At 37.7% G+C, this 19,048-nt stretch carries 16 protein-coding genes and 1 other annotated feature; of the genes, 14 read left to right on the top strand and 2 right to left on the bottom strand.

Annotated elements, in window-relative coordinates; all coding sequences use genetic code 11:
- Positions 1–46: 46 nt before the first annotated feature.
- Both lon and ysxC read left to right on the top strand, forming a co-directional pair.
- Positions 47–2,377 carry an endopeptidase La gene (gene lon / locus ACTT1L_RS08990; protein WP_071741879.1) on the top strand — a complete coding sequence of 777 codons (2,331 nt, stop codon included), beginning with the start codon at positions 47–49 and terminating at the stop codon, positions 2,375–2,377.
- Complete coding sequence (gene ysxC / locus ACTT1L_RS08985; protein WP_000869113.1) at positions 2,374–2,970, top strand: ribosome biogenesis GTP-binding protein YsxC; 597 nt, start codon at positions 2,374–2,376, stop codon at positions 2,968–2,970. The genes lon and ysxC overlap by 4 nt, the downstream gene beginning before the upstream one ends.
- 32 nt (positions 2,971–3,002) lie before the next feature.
- Here ysxC and ACTT1L_RS08980 read toward each other — a convergent pair whose 3' ends face one another.
- Complete coding sequence (locus ACTT1L_RS08980; protein WP_000359781.1) at positions 3,003–3,419, bottom strand: organic hydroperoxide resistance protein; 417 nt, start codon at positions 3,417–3,419, stop codon at positions 3,003–3,005.
- Between the two features lie 2 nt (positions 3,420–3,421).
- Entirely contained in the window at positions 3,422–3,874 is a 453-nt protein-coding gene (locus tag ACTT1L_RS08975; protein WP_000133920.1) for a MarR family winged helix-turn-helix transcriptional regulator, read from the bottom strand.
- A 416-nt stretch (positions 3,875–4,290) separates the two neighbouring features.
- Between ACTT1L_RS08975 and hemA the strand changes: the two genes are divergently transcribed.
- From hemA to ACTT1L_RS08915, 12 genes are all read left to right on the top strand, one after another.
- Entirely contained in the window at positions 4,291–5,625 is a 1,335-nt protein-coding gene (gene hemA / locus ACTT1L_RS08970; protein WP_000547851.1) for a glutamyl-tRNA reductase, read from the top strand.
- Between the two features lie 17 nt (positions 5,626–5,642).
- Positions 5,643–6,476 carry a cytochrome C assembly family protein gene (locus ACTT1L_RS08965; RefSeq protein WP_000008993.1) on the top strand — a complete coding sequence of 278 codons (834 nt, stop codon included), beginning with the start codon at positions 5,643–5,645 and terminating at the stop codon, positions 6,474–6,476.
- 15 nt (positions 6,477–6,491) lie between these two features.
- On the top strand, positions 6,492–7,421 hold the full coding sequence (gene hemC, locus ACTT1L_RS08960; RefSeq protein WP_001226412.1) for a hydroxymethylbilane synthase: 930 nt from the start codon (positions 6,492–6,494) through the stop codon (positions 7,419–7,421).
- A gap of 2 nt (positions 7,422–7,423) precedes the next feature.
- Positions 7,424–8,176: a uroporphyrinogen-III synthase gene (gene hemD / locus ACTT1L_RS08955; RefSeq protein ID WP_098671540.1), complete on the top strand. Its 753-nt coding sequence runs from the start codon at positions 7,424–7,426 to the stop codon at positions 8,174–8,176.
- A gap of 20 nt (positions 8,177–8,196) precedes the next feature.
- Positions 8,197–9,186 (top strand): porphobilinogen synthase, encoded by a 990-nt coding sequence (gene hemB, locus ACTT1L_RS08950; RefSeq protein ID WP_001087058.1) that lies wholly within the window; start codon positions 8,197–8,199, stop codon positions 9,184–9,186.
- On the top strand, positions 9,186–10,475 hold the full coding sequence (hemL, locus tag ACTT1L_RS08945; protein WP_000712926.1) for a glutamate-1-semialdehyde 2,1-aminomutase: 1,290 nt from the start codon (positions 9,186–9,188) through the stop codon (positions 10,473–10,475). Before hemB ends, hemL begins: the two co-directional genes overlap by 1 nt.
- A 107-nt stretch (positions 10,476–10,582) precedes the next feature.
- Positions 10,583–11,566, top strand: a complete 984-nt coding sequence (gene spoVID, locus ACTT1L_RS08940) for a stage VI sporulation protein D (protein ID WP_000179732.1) — start codon at positions 10,583–10,585, stop codon at positions 11,564–11,566.
- Between the two features lie 62 nt (positions 11,567–11,628).
- The gene (gene ysxE / locus ACTT1L_RS08935; protein ID WP_000367001.1) at positions 11,629–12,654 is read left to right on the top strand and encodes a spore coat protein YsxE; all 1,026 of its coding nucleotides are present in this window, start codon (positions 11,629–11,631) and stop codon (positions 12,652–12,654) included.
- Positions 12,655–12,775: 121 nt separating this feature from the next.
- Positions 12,776–13,008, top strand: a binding site (T-box leader).
- Positions 13,009–13,046: 38 nt separating this feature from the next.
- Entirely contained in the window at positions 13,047–15,692 is a 2,646-nt protein-coding gene (locus ACTT1L_RS08930) for a valine--tRNA ligase (protein WP_000072229.1), read from the top strand.
- A 92-nt stretch (positions 15,693–15,784) separates the two neighbouring features.
- Positions 15,785–17,086: a bifunctional folylpolyglutamate synthase/dihydrofolate synthase gene (locus ACTT1L_RS08925; protein ID WP_000582084.1), complete on the top strand. Its 1,302-nt coding sequence runs from the start codon at positions 15,785–15,787 to the stop codon at positions 17,084–17,086.
- Between the two features lie 165 nt (positions 17,087–17,251).
- Positions 17,252–18,214, top strand: a complete 963-nt coding sequence (locus tag ACTT1L_RS08920) for a stage II sporulation protein B (RefSeq protein WP_442821873.1) — start codon at positions 17,252–17,254, stop codon at positions 18,212–18,214.
- A gap of 221 nt (positions 18,215–18,435) precedes the next feature.
- Positions 18,436–19,011 (top strand): Maf family protein, encoded by a 576-nt coding sequence (locus tag ACTT1L_RS08915; RefSeq protein WP_061132104.1) that lies wholly within the window; start codon positions 18,436–18,438, stop codon positions 19,009–19,011.
- Positions 19,012–19,048: the final 37 nt, after the last annotated feature.

The following is a 19,048-nucleotide window of genomic DNA, read 5'->3' as shown; positions in this document are numbered from 1 at the left end:
TAATATAAAATAGTTGAACAGGAGTTTAATTTATTATGGAGGTGCTATGTCTAGTATGAATACGAATGAAAGAATCGTGCCCCTCCTACCATTAAGAGGCGTTCTCGTATATCCAACGATGGTTCTGCATCTTGATGTAGGACGTGATAAATCGATACAAGCACTAGAGCAGGCGGCAATGGATGAAAATATCATCTTTTTAGCAATGCAAAAAGAAATGAATATCGATGATCCGAAAGAAGATGACATATATAGTGTAGGTACAGTGGCGAAAGTGAAGCAAATGTTAAAATTGCCGAACGGTACGCTTCGTGTCCTTGTAGAAGGTTTACATAGAGCAGAAGTAGTAGAGTTTATCGAAGAAGAAAATGTAGTGCAAGTTTCTATTAAAACGATAACGGAAGAAGTGGAAGCTGATTTAGAAGAGAAAGCTCTTATGCGCACATTACTGGAGCATTTCGAACAATATATTAAAGTTTCGAAAAAGGTTTCAAATGAAACATTTGCAACGGTAGCTGATGTAGAAGAGCCAGGAAGATTAGCGGATTTAATTGCTTCTCACTTGCCAATTAAAACGAAGCAGAAACAAGAGATTTTAGAAATCATATCTGTGAAAGAACGATTACATACACTTATTTCAATTATTCAAGATGAACAAGAATTACTTAGTTTAGAAAAGAAAATTGGACAAAAAGTGAAACGTTCAATGGAGCGCACGCAAAAAGAATATTTTTTACGTGAGCAAATGAAGGCGATTCAAACTGAACTTGGCGATAAAGAAGGTAAGGGCGGGGAAGTTGAAGAACTTCGTGAGAAAATTGAACAGTCAGGAATGCCTGAAGAAACAATGAAGGCCGCACTGAAAGAATTAGATCGTTATGAAAAGTTACCAGCAAGTTCTGCGGAGAGCGGTGTTATTCGCAATTATATCGATTGGTTATTAGCACTTCCGTGGACAGAGGCAACAGAAGATATGATTGATCTTGCTCATTCTGAAGAGATTTTAAACAAAGATCATTACGGTCTTGAGAAAGTGAAAGAGCGCGTACTTGAATATTTAGCGGTACAGAAGTTAACGAATTCATTAAAAGGGCCTATCCTTTGTTTAGTAGGACCACCTGGGGTCGGAAAAACTTCGTTAGCGCGTTCTATTGCAACATCATTAAATCGTAATTTTGTCCGTGTATCCCTTGGTGGTGTGCGTGATGAATCTGAAATTCGTGGTCACCGTCGTACGTACGTTGGAGCAATGCCAGGACGTATTATTCAAGGTATGAAAAAGGTGAAATCAGTTAATCCAGTCTTCTTATTAGATGAAATTGATAAAATGTCTAACGATTTCCGTGGAGATCCTTCAGCAGCATTACTTGAAGTGTTAGACCCAGAACAAAACCATAACTTCAGTGATCATTATATTGAAGAACCATATGATCTATCGAAAGTTATGTTTGTAGCAACTGCGAATACACTTTCCAGTATTCCAGGTCCGTTACTTGACCGTATGGAAATTATTTCGATTGCTGGCTATACAGAGCTTGAAAAGGTTCACATTGCTCGTGAACATTTATTGCCGAAACAATTAAAAGAGCATGGCTTACGAAAAGGTAATTTACAAGTACGTGATGAAGCGCTTCTTGAAATTATCCGCTATTATACACGTGAGGCTGGTGTTCGTACATTAGAGCGCCAAATTGCAAAGGTTTGTCGTAAAGCAGCAAAGATTATCGTTACAGCAGAACGTAAGCGTATTGTAGTAACAGAGAAAAACGTTGTTGATTTACTTGGTAAGCACATATTCCGTTATGGGCAAGCTGAAAAAACAGACCAAGTTGGTATGGCGACAGGTTTAGCGTATACGGCAGCAGGTGGCGATACACTGGCGATCGAAGTGTCCGTAGCGCCAGGTAAAGGGAAATTAATTTTAACAGGGAAACTTGGGGATGTTATGAAAGAATCCGCACAAGCAGCGTTTAGCTATATTCGTTCTCGTGCAGAAGAGCTTCAGATTGATCCTGATTTCCATGAGAAAAATGATATTCATATTCATGTTCCAGAAGGAGCAGTTCCAAAGGATGGACCGTCAGCAGGTATTACGATGGCAACGGCACTTATTTCTGCGCTAACAGGTATTCCTGTAAGTAAAGAAGTGGGGATGACAGGTGAAATTACACTTCGTGGTCGTGTATTACCGATTGGTGGTTTAAAAGAAAAAACATTAAGTGCTCACCGCGCAGGTTTAACAAAGATTATTTTACCAGCGGAAAATGAGAAAGATTTAGATGATATTCCAGAGAGCGTAAAAGAAAACCTTACGTTTGTGCTTGCATCTCATTTAGATGAAGTATTGGAGCACGCATTAGTAGGAGTGAAACAATGAAAGTAACAAAAGCAGACATTGTAATTAGTGCTGTTAAACCAGAACAATATCCAGACGGTGACTTACCAGAAATTGCATTAGCAGGTCGTTCAAATGTCGGGAAGTCTTCCTTTATTAATAAAATTTTAAATCGTAAAAAGTTAGTACGTATTTCTTCTAAACCAGGAAAAACACAAACATTAAACTTCTTCTTAATTAATGAGATGATGCACTTTGTGGACGTTCCAGGTTACGGATATGCGAAAGTATCTAAAACAGAGCGCGCGGCTTGGGGTAAAATGATTGAAACGTATTTTACAACACGTGAGCAATTAGATGCAGCTGTATTAGTAGTTGATTTACGCCACAAACCAACAAATGATGATGTAATGATGTATGATTTCTTAAAGCATTATGACATTCCAACCATTATTATTGCAACGAAAGCCGATAAAATTCCGAAAGGGAAATGGCAAAAGCATTTAAAAGTTGTAAAAGAAACGCTTGATATTGAAAGTGGCGATGAAGTCGTTCTATTCTCTTCTGAAACAGGACTTGGGAAAGAAGAAGCGTGGAAAGCAATTCATAAATTTACAAAAACAAAAAACGCGTGACGAATGTCGCGCGTTTTTTTCTTTATACACTTTTAGCGTACGTTTAATGTAACCTCAATATTTCCTCGTGTTGCTTTAGAGTAAGGACATACGCCGTGAGCGGCTTCTACAAGTTCTTGTGCTTCGCTATGTGAAACGCCAGCGACATGTACATCAAGTACAGCAGATAGGCCGAAACCACCATCTGTATCTTTTCCGATAGAAACGTGAGCAGTTACTTCTGTACTTTCTACTTTCACACGTTTCGTACGAATGACAAGTTGTAATGCACTATCAAAACAAGCAGCATAACCAGCAGCAAATAGTTGTTCTGGATTTGTTGCCTCTCCGCCTGCACCACCTAGTGCTTTCGGCATTTTCACATCAAGATTTAATATGCCATCATCTGATACTACTTTTCCATTTCTTCCACCTGTAGCAGTTACTGAAGCAGTATATAATTTATCCATGTTTATTCCCCTTTTCTATCATTAATTGTTTTCATTGTTTCAATTAGTTTATTTAATTGAATTAATAAAGAACGATATTCTTGTTCTGTAATTCCTAAATTTGTTGCCATCGTTGTCGGCAATGAACAAGCCTTATCTTGTAAATCTTTTCCTTGTTCTGTTAATTCAATACACACTTTTCGCTCATCTTCTTTGGAACGAACGCGTTTTACAAGGTTTAATGATTCCATTCGTTTTAACATAGGTGTTAACGTACCGGAATCTAAAAATAGACGTTCTCCAATTTCTTTTACTGTTAATCCATCTTGCTCCCATAGTACGAGTAAAGTAATGTACTGTGGATACGTAATGCCCATTTCTTCTAAATATGGTCGGTAAAAGCGTGTAACCTCTCTAGAACAAGCGTAAATAGAAAAACAAAGTTGATTATCTAGATGCAAAGAATCTTCTGTCATGAATGACTCCTTTCTAATTAAGTTGTGCACAATTTAATTTTGTAAAATCAATATAACGAAAAAGAAATACAATGTCAAATACATTGTATTGAGAAAGTTTGTGCTACAATTTGGAACAATCATACATATTTTCCTTCATGATGAAAGAAGATAGGAAAGATGATGTTATAATTTATATGGAATAGTTTCCATCACTTGATTATGAGGGCTTTTTTTGGTAACGTACAAATAGAGTTATTAATTTATAATCATTATAAAGTAGAAAAATTTTATTCATTTTACTGAATCTCCTTTCTTACATATGGAGAATAAATAAAAAAATAATCGGTTGTTCACACGATTGTCAGATTCATAAGAGGAAAGTTGTATTATGATAGTAGATAAAGTGATAAAACGGGTGAAGGGGGACATGCTGCGTGCATATTCTTGTTGTTAGTGTAAATTATCGAACAGCCCCTGTAGAATTTCGTGAGAAACTCACATTTCAGGCAGCAGAGCTAGAGCAAGCAATGACTACATTACAAAATCAAAAGAGCGTGTTAGAGAATGTCATTGTATCAACTTGTAATCGCACTGAGGTTTATGCTGTTGTCGATCAATTACACACGGGACGGTATTATATTAAGAAGTTTTTAGCTGATTGGTTTCAGCTTGAAATAGAAGAAGTCGCACCATATTTAACTATTTTTGAACAAGATGGTGCAATCGATCATTTATTCCGCGTAACGTGCGGTTTAGATTCTATGGTAGTTGGAGAGACGCAAATTTTAGGTCAAATAAAAGATAGCTTTTTAGAAGCGCAACAAGTAAAAGCAACAGGGACAATTTTTAATGAATTGTTTAAGCAAGTTATTACATTGGCGAAACGTGCTCACTCAGAAACGACAATTGGTGAAAGCGCGATGTCTGTTAGTTATGCTGCTGTTGAGCTTGGGAAGAAAATATTTGGCGAGTTAACAGATTGTCACGTACTTATTCTTGGTGCTGGTAAAATGGGTGAACTTGCACTACAAAACTTATATGGAAGTGGTGCTCGTAAAGTAACAGTCATGAATAGAACGCTTTCAAAAGCAGAAATAATGGCTGAGAAATATATGGGACACGCAAAACCTTTAAGTGAATTACAATGTGCATTATTAGAAGCTGATATTTTAATTAGTTCAACTGGTGCATCGGATTATGTCATTACGAAAGAGATGATGACAAAGGTAGAGAAAATGCGCTCTGGTCGTCCATTATTTATGGTTGATATTGCAGTGCCGCGTGATATTGATCCAGCAATTGATGAGCTAGAAGGTTCTTTCTTGTATGACATTGATGATTTGCAAGGAGTAGTGGAAGCGAACCGTGCTGAGCGTTTGAAAGAAGCAGAGAAAATTCAATTTATGATTGAAGAGGAAATTGTTGTATTTAAAACGTGGTTAAGTACACTTGGTGTCGTTCCGTTAATATCAGCTCTTCGTGATAAGGCACTTGCTATTCAAAGTGAAACGATGGAAAGTCTGGAACGAAAAATACCGAATCTTAGTGATCGTGAGAGAAAAGTAATTAGTAAGCATACGAAAAGTATTATTAATCAATTATTAAAAGACCCAATTTTGGTAGCGAAAGAAATAGCTGCTGAAGAGGGAGCAGACGAAAAATTAGCGTTATTTGCAAAGATTTTCGATTTAGAAATGGAAGACGTAGAGAGTCGTGCGGAAGAAGTAGAACATAAAAGAGCGTGGACACCATCCGTTCCATCTTTATAATTTGGAAGGATGATCGGATGAGTTTTTTAAATAACAGTATTATTTATCATATTGCAATTATTTTATATGCTTGTAGCATTAGTTTATATTTTATAGATTATTTCCAAAGTAACCGAAAGGCGAACCGATTTGCTTTTTGGTTACTTTCGATTGTATGGGTTCTGCATTCTATTTTTATGTTGCTTAGAGCTACAGATTCAGAAACGAACCCCCTTTTAACCTTATTATCAGGTATTTATTTTTATGTTTGGCTATTGATTACGATGTCGTTAGTCATTAATCGATTTATGAGAATCGATTTTTTAGTCTTTTTTACAAATGTTGTTGCATTTGGCGTAAGCGCTTTTTCTATTTTTACGCCGCTTGGAAAGATGTCGCCGATACTTGCAGAGCAATTAGTTTCGGAGCTTGTATATGTACATGTCGGTATGGCTATTATTTCTTATGCAACTTTTACTGTATCGTTCATTTTTTCTATTATGTATTTATTGCAATATCGCCTATTAAAAAAGAAAAAATGGAATGCCAGATTAAGAAGGTTAGGGAATTTACCGAAGCTAGAATCGATGTCTTACGGATTAAATTTATTTTCTGTTCCATTTTTCTTACTAGCTATTTTATTAGGATGCATATGGGGATATACAAAATTGGACAATTTCCATTGGTATGATACGAAAGTAATCGGGTCCTTTGTCGTTCTATTTGTATATTGTGCTGGCCTATATTTACGAGCGGCAGATGTGTTGCAAGGGAAGAAAATCGTGCAGTGGAACATCGGAGCATTTCTCGTAATGCTAATTAATATTTTTCTATTAAGCAGTTTATCCAACTTCCACTTTTGGTATTTATAATGAGGAGAGAAAATTATGCGCAAAATTATTGTAGGGTCACGAAAGAGTAAATTAGCATTAACGCAAACAAATTGGTTTATTGATCAGTTAAAAGCGCTAGGTTTACCATATGAATTTGAAGTGAAAGAAATCGTCACAAAAGGCGATGTAATTTTAGATGTTACTCTTTCAAAAGTAGGTGGCAAAGGCTTGTTTGTGAAGGAGATTGAACATGCGCTACTTACGAAAGAAATTGATATGGCTGTACATAGTATGAAAGATATGCCGGCCGTACTTCCAGAAGGATTAATGATTGGTTGTACACCAAAGCGTGTTGACCCTCGTGATGCTTTTATCTCAAAAAACGGAGCGTCGTTTAAAGAGTTAGCAGAAGGCGCTATTTTAGGTACGAGTAGTTTAAGGCGTAGTGCACAGCTACTCGCTGCGAGACCAGACTTACAAGTGAAGTGGATTCGCGGAAATATCGACACACGTTTACGCAAATTAAAAGAAGAAGATTACGATGCAATTATTTTAGCGACAGCGGGATTACAAAGAATGGGCTGGGATAATGAAGTTATTACAGAACATTTAGATGAGACGTTATGTGTACCTGCTGTAGGACAAGGTGCATTAGCGATTGAGTGTCGTGAGGATGATAAAGATTTACTGCAGTTGTTAGCTCATATGAATGATGGAGTAACAGAAAAAACAGTGGCAGCAGAACGCGTATTTCTTCATAAACTTGAAGGTGGATGCCAAGTTCCAATCGCTGGATATGCAACTCTTACGGAAAACGATGCAATCGAATTAACAGCTCTTGTCGGGTCTATGGACGGTTCGGTTTTATTGAAAGAGACAGTAGTAGGAACTGATCCAGAGAAAGTAGGATTAGAGGCTGCGGACCGTTTAATTAACCAAGGCGCAAAAGAACTCATTCTTGCTGCAAATAAGGGGCAACAATAAATATGAACGCTCTCGCTGGCAAAACGGTATTGATTACACGTGCCCAGCATCAAGCAAAACAAATGAGTGTAGCGGTGAAAAAAAAGAGCGGAATTCCATTGGAAATTCCGCTTTTGCGTATGGAAGGTATGTCTCATAGGCAAATTCAACATATAGCAGGGCAGTTACATTCGTATGACTGGGTTATTTTTACGAGTAAAAATGGGGTAGCTTTTTTTCTAGATCGTTTGAGACAGAAGCTACCTGTAACGACTAAAATTGCTGCAGTAGGTGTGAAAACAAAGTTAGAGTTAGAAAAGCGAGGCTATCGAGTGGATTTTGTTCCAACTTCATTTGTTGCAGAAGTATTTGCAGAAGAGTTTGTAAAAAGATTAAGTGGAAACGAACGTATTTTATTTCCGAAAGGGAATTTAGCAAGAGACGTAATTCCAGTTGCGCTTCGTGAAATGGGTGTTTCTCTAGATGAGCTTATCGTATATGGTACGAAAGAAAATGTAGAGAAAAAGCAAGAGCTTATAGCAGCATTGAAGTTAGGGAAAGTAGATATTATTACATTTACGAGCCCTTCCACTGTTACTAGTTTTGTTCGTTTACTTGAGGATACAAACTGGAGAGAATGGACAAAAAAATGTACAATTGCTTGTATAGGGCCTATTACGGAAAAAGAGGCGAGCCTTTATTTTCCGCATATTATTATGCCGAAAGAGTACACTGTAGAAGCATTACTACAATGTGTTTGTGAATCTATAAAATAAAAGAATGGGGATAGAAATCTATGAACTCTTTACAATTTAATCGTCATCGTCGCTTAAGACAAAGTGGAGGCATGCGTGCGCTTGTGCGTGAAACGTTTTTACATACGGAAGATTTTATTTACCCTATTTTTGTATTAGAAGGAGAGAATGTTCGTAATGAAGTGCCTTCTATGCCAGGCGTATATCAAATATCTTTAGATTTATTGCAAGCTGAAATGCAAGAAGTTGTTGATTTAGGTATTCGTTCTGTTATTGTATTTGGTTTACCTGCTGAAAAAGATGAAGTTGGATCATCAGCATATTGTGATCATGGAATTGTGCAACGTGCGATTCAGCAAATTAAAGGTGAATTCCCTGATCTAGTAGTAGTTGCGGATACATGTTTATGCCAATTCACAAGCCATGGTCATTGCGGTGTAATTGAAGATGGTATTATTTTAAATGACGAGTCTCTTGCAGTTCTTGCAAAAACAGCTGTAAGCCAAGCGAAAGCAGGAGCGGACATTATTGCGCCATCAAACATGATGGACGGATTCGTAACAGCAATTCGCCACGCATTAGATGAAAATGGTTTTGGACATGTACCAGTTATGTCGTACGCTGTTAAATATTCATCAGCATTTTACGGACCATTCCGTGATGCGGCGCATGGTGCACCGCAATTTGGTGATCGTAAAACATATCAAATGGACCCAGCGAACCGCATGGAAGCATTCCGTGAAGCAGAATCAGATGTAATGGAAGGGGCAGATTTCTTAATTGTAAAGCCAGCTCTTTCTTACTTAGATATCGTTCGTGATGTGAAAAATAACTTTAATTTACCAGTCGTTGCTTATAACGTAAGCGGTGAATATTCAATGATTAAAGCGGCAGCGCAAAATGGCTGGATTAATGAAAAAGAAGTTGTACTTGAAAAATTAATTAGTATGAAACGCGCAGGAGCAGATTTAATTATTACGTATCATGCGAAAGATGCAGCAAGATGGTTACAAGAAGGAGGCGCTAAATAATGAAAAAGTTTGATAAGTCGATTGCAGCGTTTGAAGAGGCTCAAGATTTAATGCCTGGTGGCGTAAATAGCCCAGTTCGTGCTTTTAAGTCTGTCGGTATGAATCCGTTGTTTATGGAGCGTGGAAAAGGCTCTAAAGTATATGATATCGATGGAAATGAATACATCGATTACGTATTATCATGGGGTCCGTTAATTCATGGTCATGCAAATGATCGTGTTGTTGAGGCTTTAAAAGCTGTTGCTGAAAAAGGTACGAGCTTCGGTGCTCCAACGGAAATTGAAAATAAATTAGCGAAACTTGTTATTGAGCGTGTTCCATCAATTGAGATTGTGCGTATGGTTAACTCTGGAACAGAAGCGACAATGAGTGCGCTACGTTTAGCTCGTGGTTATACAGGGCGTAACAAAATTTTGAAATTTATCGGTTGTTATCACGGTCATGGTGACTCGTTATTAATTAAAGCGGGTTCTGGTGTAGCAACGCTAGGTTTACCAGATAGCCCTGGTGTACCAGAAGGTGTAGCGAAAAATACGATTACAGTAGCGTATAACGATTTAGAAAGTGTGAAATACGCTTTCGAACAATTCGGTGATGATATTGCTTGTGTCATTGTAGAACCAGTAGCAGGGAATATGGGTGTTGTTCCTCCGCAACCAGGATTTTTAGAAGGTCTTCGTGAAGTAACAGAGCAAAATGGCGCATTGCTTATTTTTGATGAAGTAATGACAGGATTCCGTGTTGCTTATAATTGTGGACAAGGTTATTACGGTGTAACACCTGATTTAACTTGTTTAGGTAAAGTAATCGGTGGTGGATTACCGGTAGGAGCATACGGTGGTAAAGCAGAAATTATGCGCCAAGTTGCACCGAGCGGACCGATTTATCAAGCAGGTACTTTATCAGGTAACCCACTAGCAATGGCAGCAGGTTATGAAACGTTAGTACAGTTAACGCCAGAATCGTATGTAGAATTTGAGCGTAAAGCTGAAATGTTAGAAGCTGGCTTACGTAAAGCGGCTGAAAAACATGGCATTCCACATCATATCAATCGTGCGGGTTCTATGATTGGTATCTTCTTTACAGATGAACCAGTTATTAATTACGATGCAGCAAAATCTTCAAACTTAGAGTTCTTTGCGGCTTACTATCGTGAAATGGTAGAACAAGGGGTATTTTTACCGCCATCTCAATTCGAAGGTTTATTCTTATCGACAGCACATAGTGATGCTGATATTGAAGCGACGATTGCAGCGGCTGAAATTGCAATGTCAAAATTAAAAGCTTAATTGAATAAAGAAAATCGCTCTCCGTAAGGAGAGCGATTTTTTATTCATAAAGTCAGCTTTCCGTACATAAATCTGTAATGACATATAGTTTGGGAGGGGGAAAAGAAGTGGCAACAGATCATTCATTACGTTTTTCATTAAAAGAATCTGTTTGGTTCCAAAAAGGACAGGAAGTCGAAGAACTTTTGTCAATTTCGTTAGATCCAGACGTTGAGATAGAAGAGCTTGATCATGAGGTTATTGTGAGAGGGCAATTAGATTTAACGGGAGAGTATGTTGCAAGGCAAGATGATTCAGCTTATTCATTAAGAGATTTATCGCCAGCGAAGTCAATTGATTATGTAGAAACGAGAGAAGATGGGGTTAATGAACTTGTTCATTCCTTTCCGCTTGAAATATCGATCCCAAGAAACCGTGTGAAAGTAATTGAAGAACTATATGTATCCATCGAGGAATTTGATTATGAATTAAAGGAAAATGGTTGCTTACAATTATTAGCGGATATATCTATTACAGGATTATGTGATGAAGAACGCATCGAGGATGAAGAGGAAGAGAAAGAAACGGCGTATGCTGAGTTGGAAGTTGATTCAGCGCAAGAGGATGAAAATAGACCGACGCCGCAAGTAGAAGAACCAGCTTATAAGGAATCAGATGAGTGGGAAGATTACGCGTTTGAACCGTTCCAACTAGAAGAAAGAAAAGAGCAGGAAGTAGAAGAAGAGGAAATAGAAGAACATGAATTTGTAGAGCGTGAAGAGGAGAAAGAAACAACGCCGCAATTTGAATTGTTCGGACGAAAAGATTTCAAGAAAGAAAAAGCGAAAAAACAAGAAGAGCAAGAAGAAGAAACGTATTCACAGCGAGATGAAAATGCGCTTTATTTAACGAAATTATTTACGAAAGAACCGGAAGAAGAATTTACAAAGTTAAGAATGTATTTCGTGCAAGAAGGAGATACGATCGAATCTGTTGCAGAACGTTATGAAACATCTGTACAAAACTTATACCGTGTCAATCAAACAGAAGATATATATTTAACTACAGGACAAATTATTTATATTCCTGTTTCAAGAGCAAAAGCGAAATAAGTGAGTGTTTTCACTCACTTATTTTTCTAAAGGCTATGTTTTGAATAGAAAGGGTTATTCGTATGGATATGGAATTACGAAATCGTTATGAACCCATTGTAAGGCAATATAGATTGGATACGCAGCATATGGAAGAGCACGGAAGTGTGACGAAAATTTATACGAATCAAGGTCCATATGCGCTCAAGAAAATAGAAGGCAGGAAGTTAGAGCGGAATAACTTTTTGCATCATATTCAATATTTAAAGGAGAAAGGTTTTTCAAATTATGTACCTATATATCATGCGACGGACGGAAATTATATTTTAAGTGACGGTACGTATAATTATTATTTAATGCCTTGGTTAGAGCGTGCGGAAGGGAACGGCGAGGATAATGATCAATACCATAAAATGTTTCAGACTCTCGGAACGTTGCATCAAAAAACGGTAAAAGAAGAAACGTATACAGAAGAGGATTTAGAAAAACATTATACAAATATATCCGATCGCTGGGAAAGTGATGGAGAGATGTTAGAAGAGTTTCTTGTAGAATCGGAAGCGAAGTGGTATATGTCTCCGTTTGAATTGCAATATTGTACGTACTATCATCATGTAATGAGGGCGCGTGAGTTTGCGACGAAGCAATTAAATGAGTGGAACGATGCAATGAAAGAAAAAGAAACAACGCGCATTACTTTTGTACATGGTAACGTATCGCTTAATCATTTTTTATTTGATTATGAACGGAATGGCTATTTTATTAGTTTAGAAAAATCGAAGTTTGCAACACCTGTGCAAGATATTGTAGGGTTTTATTCTCGGTCTTTAAACACATATCCAATTGCGCGAAGTGATCGGTTTGAATGGTATCAAATGTATCAAAAAAATTTCCCTTTTACGAAAGAAGAGCAACTACTCATGTTTGCGTATATGACGTATCCATCGCAATTTATTCGGCAAATCCAGTCTTATAAGAAAAGAAGAGAGCGTCGTAATGAGGAAAATGAACTTCTCGGGGTAAAGAGTTTGCAACAAGCGCATTGGCTCGTTAGTAATATAGAATATTTCCTTTCGCAATTACAAGCTGCCCAGCAAGGGAACGGATAAAGAAGGTAAGTAGAGGATGTTACTTATCTTCTTTTTTTACTCAAAAAGCTGTAGTATTAAATTTATCTTGACGAATAAGGTTTCGTTTTTTACACTATTGTATATAATAATTAACAATCATATAAATGCCTTGAAGGGGAAGAGTATAACAAGAAACGTCTTCAGAGAGGAGAATCATTAGCTGGGAGATTCTCTAGATAGTTATGTTAGAAGGTAGCCCTGGAGCATCTTTTCTGAACGGAATAGTTCTCATTAGGAAAAGACGGATTTGTCCGTTATCAAATTAAGAGTATAAGCAAATTCCTGAATTTGTTTGTAAATAAAGGTGGTACCGCGATGTCCCTCGTCCTTTTTTGGATGAGGGGCATTTTTTATTTTAAGGAGGGAAAATAATGTCAAACACGGAAAAGAATTTACCAACTAAATATGATCATATGTCCGTTGAAGAAGGCCTTTATCAGTGGTGGTTAGAAGGCAAATATTTTGAAGCAACAGGAGACGAGAAGAAACAACCGTATACAATTGTAATTCCACCTCCGAACGTAACTGGTAAGTTACACTTAGGTCATGCTTGGGATACAACTCTTCAAGATATTTTAACTCGTACGAAGCGTATGCAAGGTTACGATGTATTGTGGCTTCCAGGAATGGACCATGCGGGTATCGCAACACAAGCGAAAGTAGAAGGGAAACTTCGTGAAGAAGGTATTTCACGTTACGATCTTGGCCGTGAGAAATTCCTTGAAAAGGCTTGGGAATGGAAAGAAGAATACGCTTCTCACATTCGTCAACAATGGGGGAAAGTTGGTTTAGGACTAGACTATTCTCGCGAACGTTTCACATTAGACGAAGGTTTATCTGATGCGGTTAATAAAGTATTCGTTCAATTATACGAAAAAGGCTTAATTTACCGCGGTGAATATATTATCAACTGGGACCCGGCAACACGCACAGCTCTTTCTGATATTGAAGTAATTCATAAAGAAGTTCAAGGTGCATTCTACCATATGAACTATCCGTTAACAGATGGATCTGGCCACATTCGTCTTGCAACAACTCGTCCAGAAACGATGCTTGGTGATACAGCGGTAGCGGTTCATCCAGAAGACGATCGTTACAAGCATTTAATCGGAAAAACAGTTACACTTCCAATCGTAGGCCGTGAGATTCCGATTATTGCTGATGAGTATGTAGAAAAAGATTTCGGAACAGGTGTTGTAAAAATTACGCCAGCTCATGACCCGAATGACTTTGAAGTAGGTAACCGTCATGACTTACCACGTATCTTAGTAATGAACGAAGATGGAACGATGAACGAAAAAGCTGGTAAGTATAACGGTATGGATCGTTTCGAGTGCCGTAAAGCGTTAGTAAAAGATTTACAAGAAGCGGGCGTATTAGTAGAAATCGAGCCTCATATGCATTCAGTAGGTCATAGTGAGCGTAGTGGTGCAGTTGTTGAGCCTTACTTATCAACACAATGGTTCGTAAAAATGGCTCCACTTGCTGAGAAGGCAGTAGCGCTTCAGCAAAAAGAAGAAGAGAAAGTAACGTTCGTACCAGAGCGTTTCGAAAACACATATTTACGTTGGATGGAAAATATTCACGACTGGTGTATTTCTCGTCAATTATGGTGGGGACACCGCATTCCAGCTTGGTATCATAAAGAAACTGGTGAAGTATACGTAGGTACAGAAGCACCAGCAGATATTGAAAACTGGAATCAAGATAACGACGTACTTGATACATGGTTCAGTTCAGCACTATGGCCATTCTCAACACTTGGTTGGCCAAATGAAGATGCAGCAGACTTCAAGCGTTACTATTCAACAGATGCACTAGTAACTGGTTATGACATCATCTTCTTCTGGGTATCTCGTATGATTTTCCAAGGTTTAGAGTTTACAGGCGAGCGTCCATTTAAAGATGTATTAATTCACGGTTTAGTTCGTGATGAGCAAGGACGTAAAATGAGTAAATCTCTTGGTAACGGTATTGACCCAATGGAAGTTATCGAGAAGTACGGTGCAGATGCAATGCGTTTCTTCTTATCAACGGGAAGTGCACCAGGTCAAGATTTACGCTTCAGCATGGAGAAAGTAGAATCTACTTGGAACTTCATTAATAAAATTTGGAATGCATCACGTTTCGTATTAATGAACATGGATGACATGAAATATGAAGAAATCGATTTAACTGGTGAAAAATCAGTTGCAGATAAGTGGATTTTAACTCGCTTAAATGAAACAATCGAAAGCGTAACACGTAACATGGATAAATATGAGTTCGGTGAAGCTGGTCGCTCATTATACAACTTTATTTGGGATGATTTCTGTGACTGGTACATTGAAATGGCGAAACTTCCTCTATACGGTGAAGATGAAGCAGCTAAGAAAACAACTCGTTCTATTTTAGCTTACGTATTAGACCAAACAATGCGTCTATTACACCCATTCATGCCATTCGTAACAGAGAAGATTTGGCAACATTTACCGCACGAAGGCGAATCTATTACAGTAGCAGCGTGGCCAACAGTACGCGAAGATTTACAAGATGCAGAAGCTGCAGCAGAAATGCACCTTCTAGTTGATATCATTCGTTCTGTTCGTAATATCCGTGCAGAAGTTAATACGCCAATGAGCAAAAAAGTTCAAATGCAAATTAAAGCAAAAGACGAGGCTGTACTTGCTCAACTTACGAAAAACAGCTCTTACATTGAGCGTTTCTGTAACCCAAGCGAATTAACAATTCAAACGGACTTACAAGCGCCAGAAAAAGCAATGACTGCAATCGTAACAGGTGCAGAGTTATTCTTACCGTTAGCTGATCTTATCAATCTTGATGAAGAGAGAGCGCGTCTTGAGAAAGAGCTTGAGAAGTTCGACAAAGAAGTAGAACGTGTACAGAAGAAACTTTCAAACCAAGGTTTCGTAGCGAAAGCTCCTGCAGCAGTTATTGAAGGAGAGCGTGCGAAAGAGCAAGATTACCTAGAAAAACGCGAAGCAGTTCGCCAACGTCTAGCAGATCTTGAGAAATAAAATGCTTTTTAGAGACTCACTATATTGGTGAGTCTCTTTTCTTTGCGTATAATAGGGTTATGAAGGTTGTTTTTTGAAAGGGGAAAGCATACGTGATACATACATACGAAGAAGCGATAGGGTGGATTCATAGCCGATTGAAGTTTGGTATTAAACCGGGATTAGAAAGAATGAGATGGATGCTAGAAGAGCTCGGAAATCCGGAGCGTCACATAAAATGTGTTCACCTTGCTGGTACAAATGGAAAAGGTTCAACGTTAACATATATGCGCTACATGTTAGAAAATGCAAAATATAAGGTAGGAACATTTACCTCCCCTTATATTGAAACATTTAACGAGCGTATTAGTGTGAATGGAACACCAATTGCAGATGAAGAGATTACTGAACTTGTAAAGATGGTAAAGCCAGTCGTTGAAAAACTAGATGAAACGGATTTAGGGGAAGCGACTGAGTTTGAAATTATTACTGTTATGGCAATTTGTTACTTCGGTAAAGTTAATTTCTGTGATGTTGTTTTATTTGAAACAGGGCTTGGAGGGCGCTTTGATTCTACGAATGTGATTCATCCAGTTCTCACGATTATTACGAATATCGGTCACGATCATATGCATATTTTAGGTAATACATTAGGAGAAATTGCATATGAAAAGGCGGGAATTATTAAGTCTGGTGTTCCGGTTATTACTGGTGTGCAAGATGAGGAAGCGTTGCAAGTCATTCAAAAAGTTGCAAAGGAAAATCAGGCAAACTTATACGAGATGGGCAACCATTTTACAGCGTTACATAAACAGTCTAGTGAAGATGGAGAACAGTTCGATTTCACTTGTCCTTTCGCCTCTTTTGAAGATGTGCGAATCACAATGAAAGGCAGCCATCAAGTAGGAAACGCAGCACTTGCACTTATGGCAGTCATGTATGTAAAAACATACTTATCATTTTTAATTGAGGAAGAAGAAATAAGAACGGGATTACAGGAAGCGTATTGGGTGGGGCGCTTTGAAAAACTGCAAAGTAATCCGGATATTATTATAGATGGTGCTCATAACCCGGAAGGTATTGAAAGTCTTGTGAAAACGGTAGAATCACATTACAAAGATAAAAATGTAATAGTTTTATTTACTGCCCTTGGTGATAAACAATTGCACAATATGGTAGGTCAATTAGAAAGCATCGCCGATGAAATTATTTTTACAACATTCGCCTTTGATCGTGCTATTTCAGCAGGCGAGCTTGCATCGTATGCAAAGGAAGAGTCAAAATTAGTTTTTGAAAATTGGAAAGAGGCAATTGATACGAAGGTTGAAATGCTTGGAGAAAATGATGTTTTTATCATAACAGGTTCTCTTTATTTCATTTCGGAAGTTCGAAAATATATTCGCGAAAAAAACTAGATAGTCTGTACTATCTAGTTTTTTTGTTCTACAAATGAAGTCAAATGCATACATATAAGATAAATATATAGGGTTATTTGGCGAATTCCTCTGACAAATATCTCGTTTTTTTGTGAAATGAATATGATATGATGCGGACAACGATAAGAGGTGAGGTGTGAGTGTATGGACAAGCAATCACGAACGATCTCAGTGAAAGTGAATGGAACAGAAGCGAAGTATGAGGAGAAGAAGAAAGATGAATTTGACTGGATGGTAGTAGAAAGTGAAAGGCCAAAAAACGTTGTTCCGTTTCAAAAATCAAAAGTAGCGTCTACGGAAAAAAATCGAAAGAAGTGGAGCAATACGTTAATTGCAATCGTTGCAACTGCAATTATTATTGGTACGGCGTTTGGGATGGGGATGCTACAGTTACTGAAAGGACAAGGTGCGACAGGAGGAAGTGAAGTAACAGCTTCGAAGCAGATGCGAAAGGAAGAATCAAAGGTGGGTGGAGCGGCAGAACAAACACCAGCACCAAAAGAGGGAAAAACAAAAGCACAGACAGGAACGTCATTAGATCCAATGAAATTATTTTTTGTTCAAGGAGGAATCTATTCTTCTGAAGAAAAGGGACAGGCCGCTCTTGAAGAGTGGAAAGGTAATGGAGGTGTAGCAGCCTTAAAACCGAGCGGTGATAAGTATGCATTAGTTGTTGGTATTGCTAGCGATGAACAAGGCATAAACCAATTAATGACGCAGTATAAAAAAGATAATGTCTCCGTATTGAAAAAGGACTGGGATATAACAGATAAAGCGTTACTTAAAGATGATAAAGAAATCGGGGCGTTTTTAACAAAAGTACAGCCATTATATACTCATTTAGCAAAATATGCTTCTAGCGTACAAGCTAGTGAAAAAAGTAATGCAAAAGATATAAGTGCAATCGAAAAAGAGTGGAAAGCGATTGAAAAAGAAGGGAAAAGTATGAAGCAGGAAGAAGCGAAGAAATTGTATATGTATACGTCGGTAGCTGTGCAAACAGTGAAGGATGGAAAAGATGATAAGGAATCATTAGCGAAATTAAATCAAGTTATCATTGATGGTATACTTTCATACGAAAAAATTGTTTCACAAAAGGTGAAATAATAGGATAATGAAATGACGAAGGAAGAAGTGTAGAGGCTTCTTTCTTTTCTTTTGAATTTAGAGTAAAGTGCTTTCTCTATGACAGGAATATAATCGTGTTTTGGTAAGGAAGTATTATTTTGTTTAGAGAAAATAATATTTCTTTTATTTGTGGACAAACTATTCCTTTGATACGATTGATATAAATGATTCTGCTTCATGTGAGAAAGGAAGGAGAAAATATGAAAAAAATTATTTTAGCTTCAGGATCACCTCGCAGGAAGGAATTGCTTGAGTTAGCGGGTGTACCATTTGAAATTGTTGTAAGTGAAGTAGAAGAAACGATTGGTGCGTATTCATCGCCTTCTGATATTGTTATGTCCCTTGCCCTGCAAAAAGCATCTGCGGTAGCAGAAAATAACAGTGATTATATTGTGTTAGGTGCAGACACAATTGTTACATATGAGTCGCGTATTCTTGGAAAGCCATCTAATGGGGCTGAGGCGAAAGAAATGTTGCAATTATTATCAGGGAAAACACATGAGGTGTATACAGGTGTTGCAATTATAGCAAAGGACAAAACAGTCACTTTTTACGAGCGTACAGAAGTTACGTTTTGGGAATTAACAGAAGAGGAAATTGACACATACATTGCATCAAAAGAGCCTTTGGATAAAGCAGGAAGTTATGGGATTCAAGGTAAAGGATCTATTTTTGTTCAACATATTCAAGGGGACTACTATAGTGTAGTTGGGTTACCAATTTCACGTCTTGTTCGGGAATTAAAACAATTTAATATTGATGTAACCCATGCGTAAAACTGCATGGGATTTTCTTTGAGAGAACAAATAAAGG

This window comes from Bacillus sp. FH (genome assembly GCF_052216825.1).
GTDB lineage: Bacteria > Bacillota > Bacilli > Bacillales > Bacillaceae_G > Bacillus_A > Bacillus_A paranthracis.
Note: the sequence above shows the minus strand (reverse complement) of the source record. Positions and strands in the feature narration are given on the sequence as shown.

Coding starts and splice junctions, on each gene's coding strand:
- lon (WP_071741879.1), top strand. CDS start 47: ATGTCTAGTATGAATACGAATGAAAGAATCGTGCCCCTCCTACCATTA.
- ysxC (WP_000869113.1), top strand. CDS start 2,374: ATGAAAGTAACAAAAGCAGACATTGTAATTAGTGCTGTTAAACCAGAA.
- ACTT1L_RS08980 (WP_000359781.1), bottom strand. CDS start 3,419: ATGGATAAATTATATACTGCTTCAGTAACTGCTACAGGTGGAAGAAAT.
- ACTT1L_RS08975 (WP_000133920.1), bottom strand. CDS start 3,874: ATGACAGAAGATTCTTTGCATCTAGATAATCAACTTTGTTTTTCTATT.
- ACTT1L_RS08965 (WP_000008993.1), top strand. CDS start 5,643: ATGAGTTTTTTAAATAACAGTATTATTTATCATATTGCAATTATTTTA.
- hemC (WP_001226412.1), top strand. CDS start 6,492: ATGCGCAAAATTATTGTAGGGTCACGAAAGAGTAAATTAGCATTAACG.
- hemD (WP_098671540.1), top strand. CDS start 7,424: ATGAACGCTCTCGCTGGCAAAACGGTATTGATTACACGTGCCCAGCAT.
- hemB (WP_001087058.1), top strand. CDS start 8,197: ATGAACTCTTTACAATTTAATCGTCATCGTCGCTTAAGACAAAGTGGA.
- hemL (WP_000712926.1), top strand. CDS start 9,186: ATGAAAAAGTTTGATAAGTCGATTGCAGCGTTTGAAGAGGCTCAAGAT.
- ysxE (WP_000367001.1), top strand. CDS start 11,629: ATGGATATGGAATTACGAAATCGTTATGAACCCATTGTAAGGCAATAT.
- ACTT1L_RS08930 (WP_000072229.1), top strand. CDS start 13,047: ATGTCAAACACGGAAAAGAATTTACCAACTAAATATGATCATATGTCC.
- ACTT1L_RS08920 (WP_442821873.1), top strand. CDS start 17,252: ATGGACAAGCAATCACGAACGATCTCAGTGAAAGTGAATGGAACAGAA.
- ACTT1L_RS08915 (WP_061132104.1), top strand. CDS start 18,436: ATGAAAAAAATTATTTTAGCTTCAGGATCACCTCGCAGGAAGGAATTG.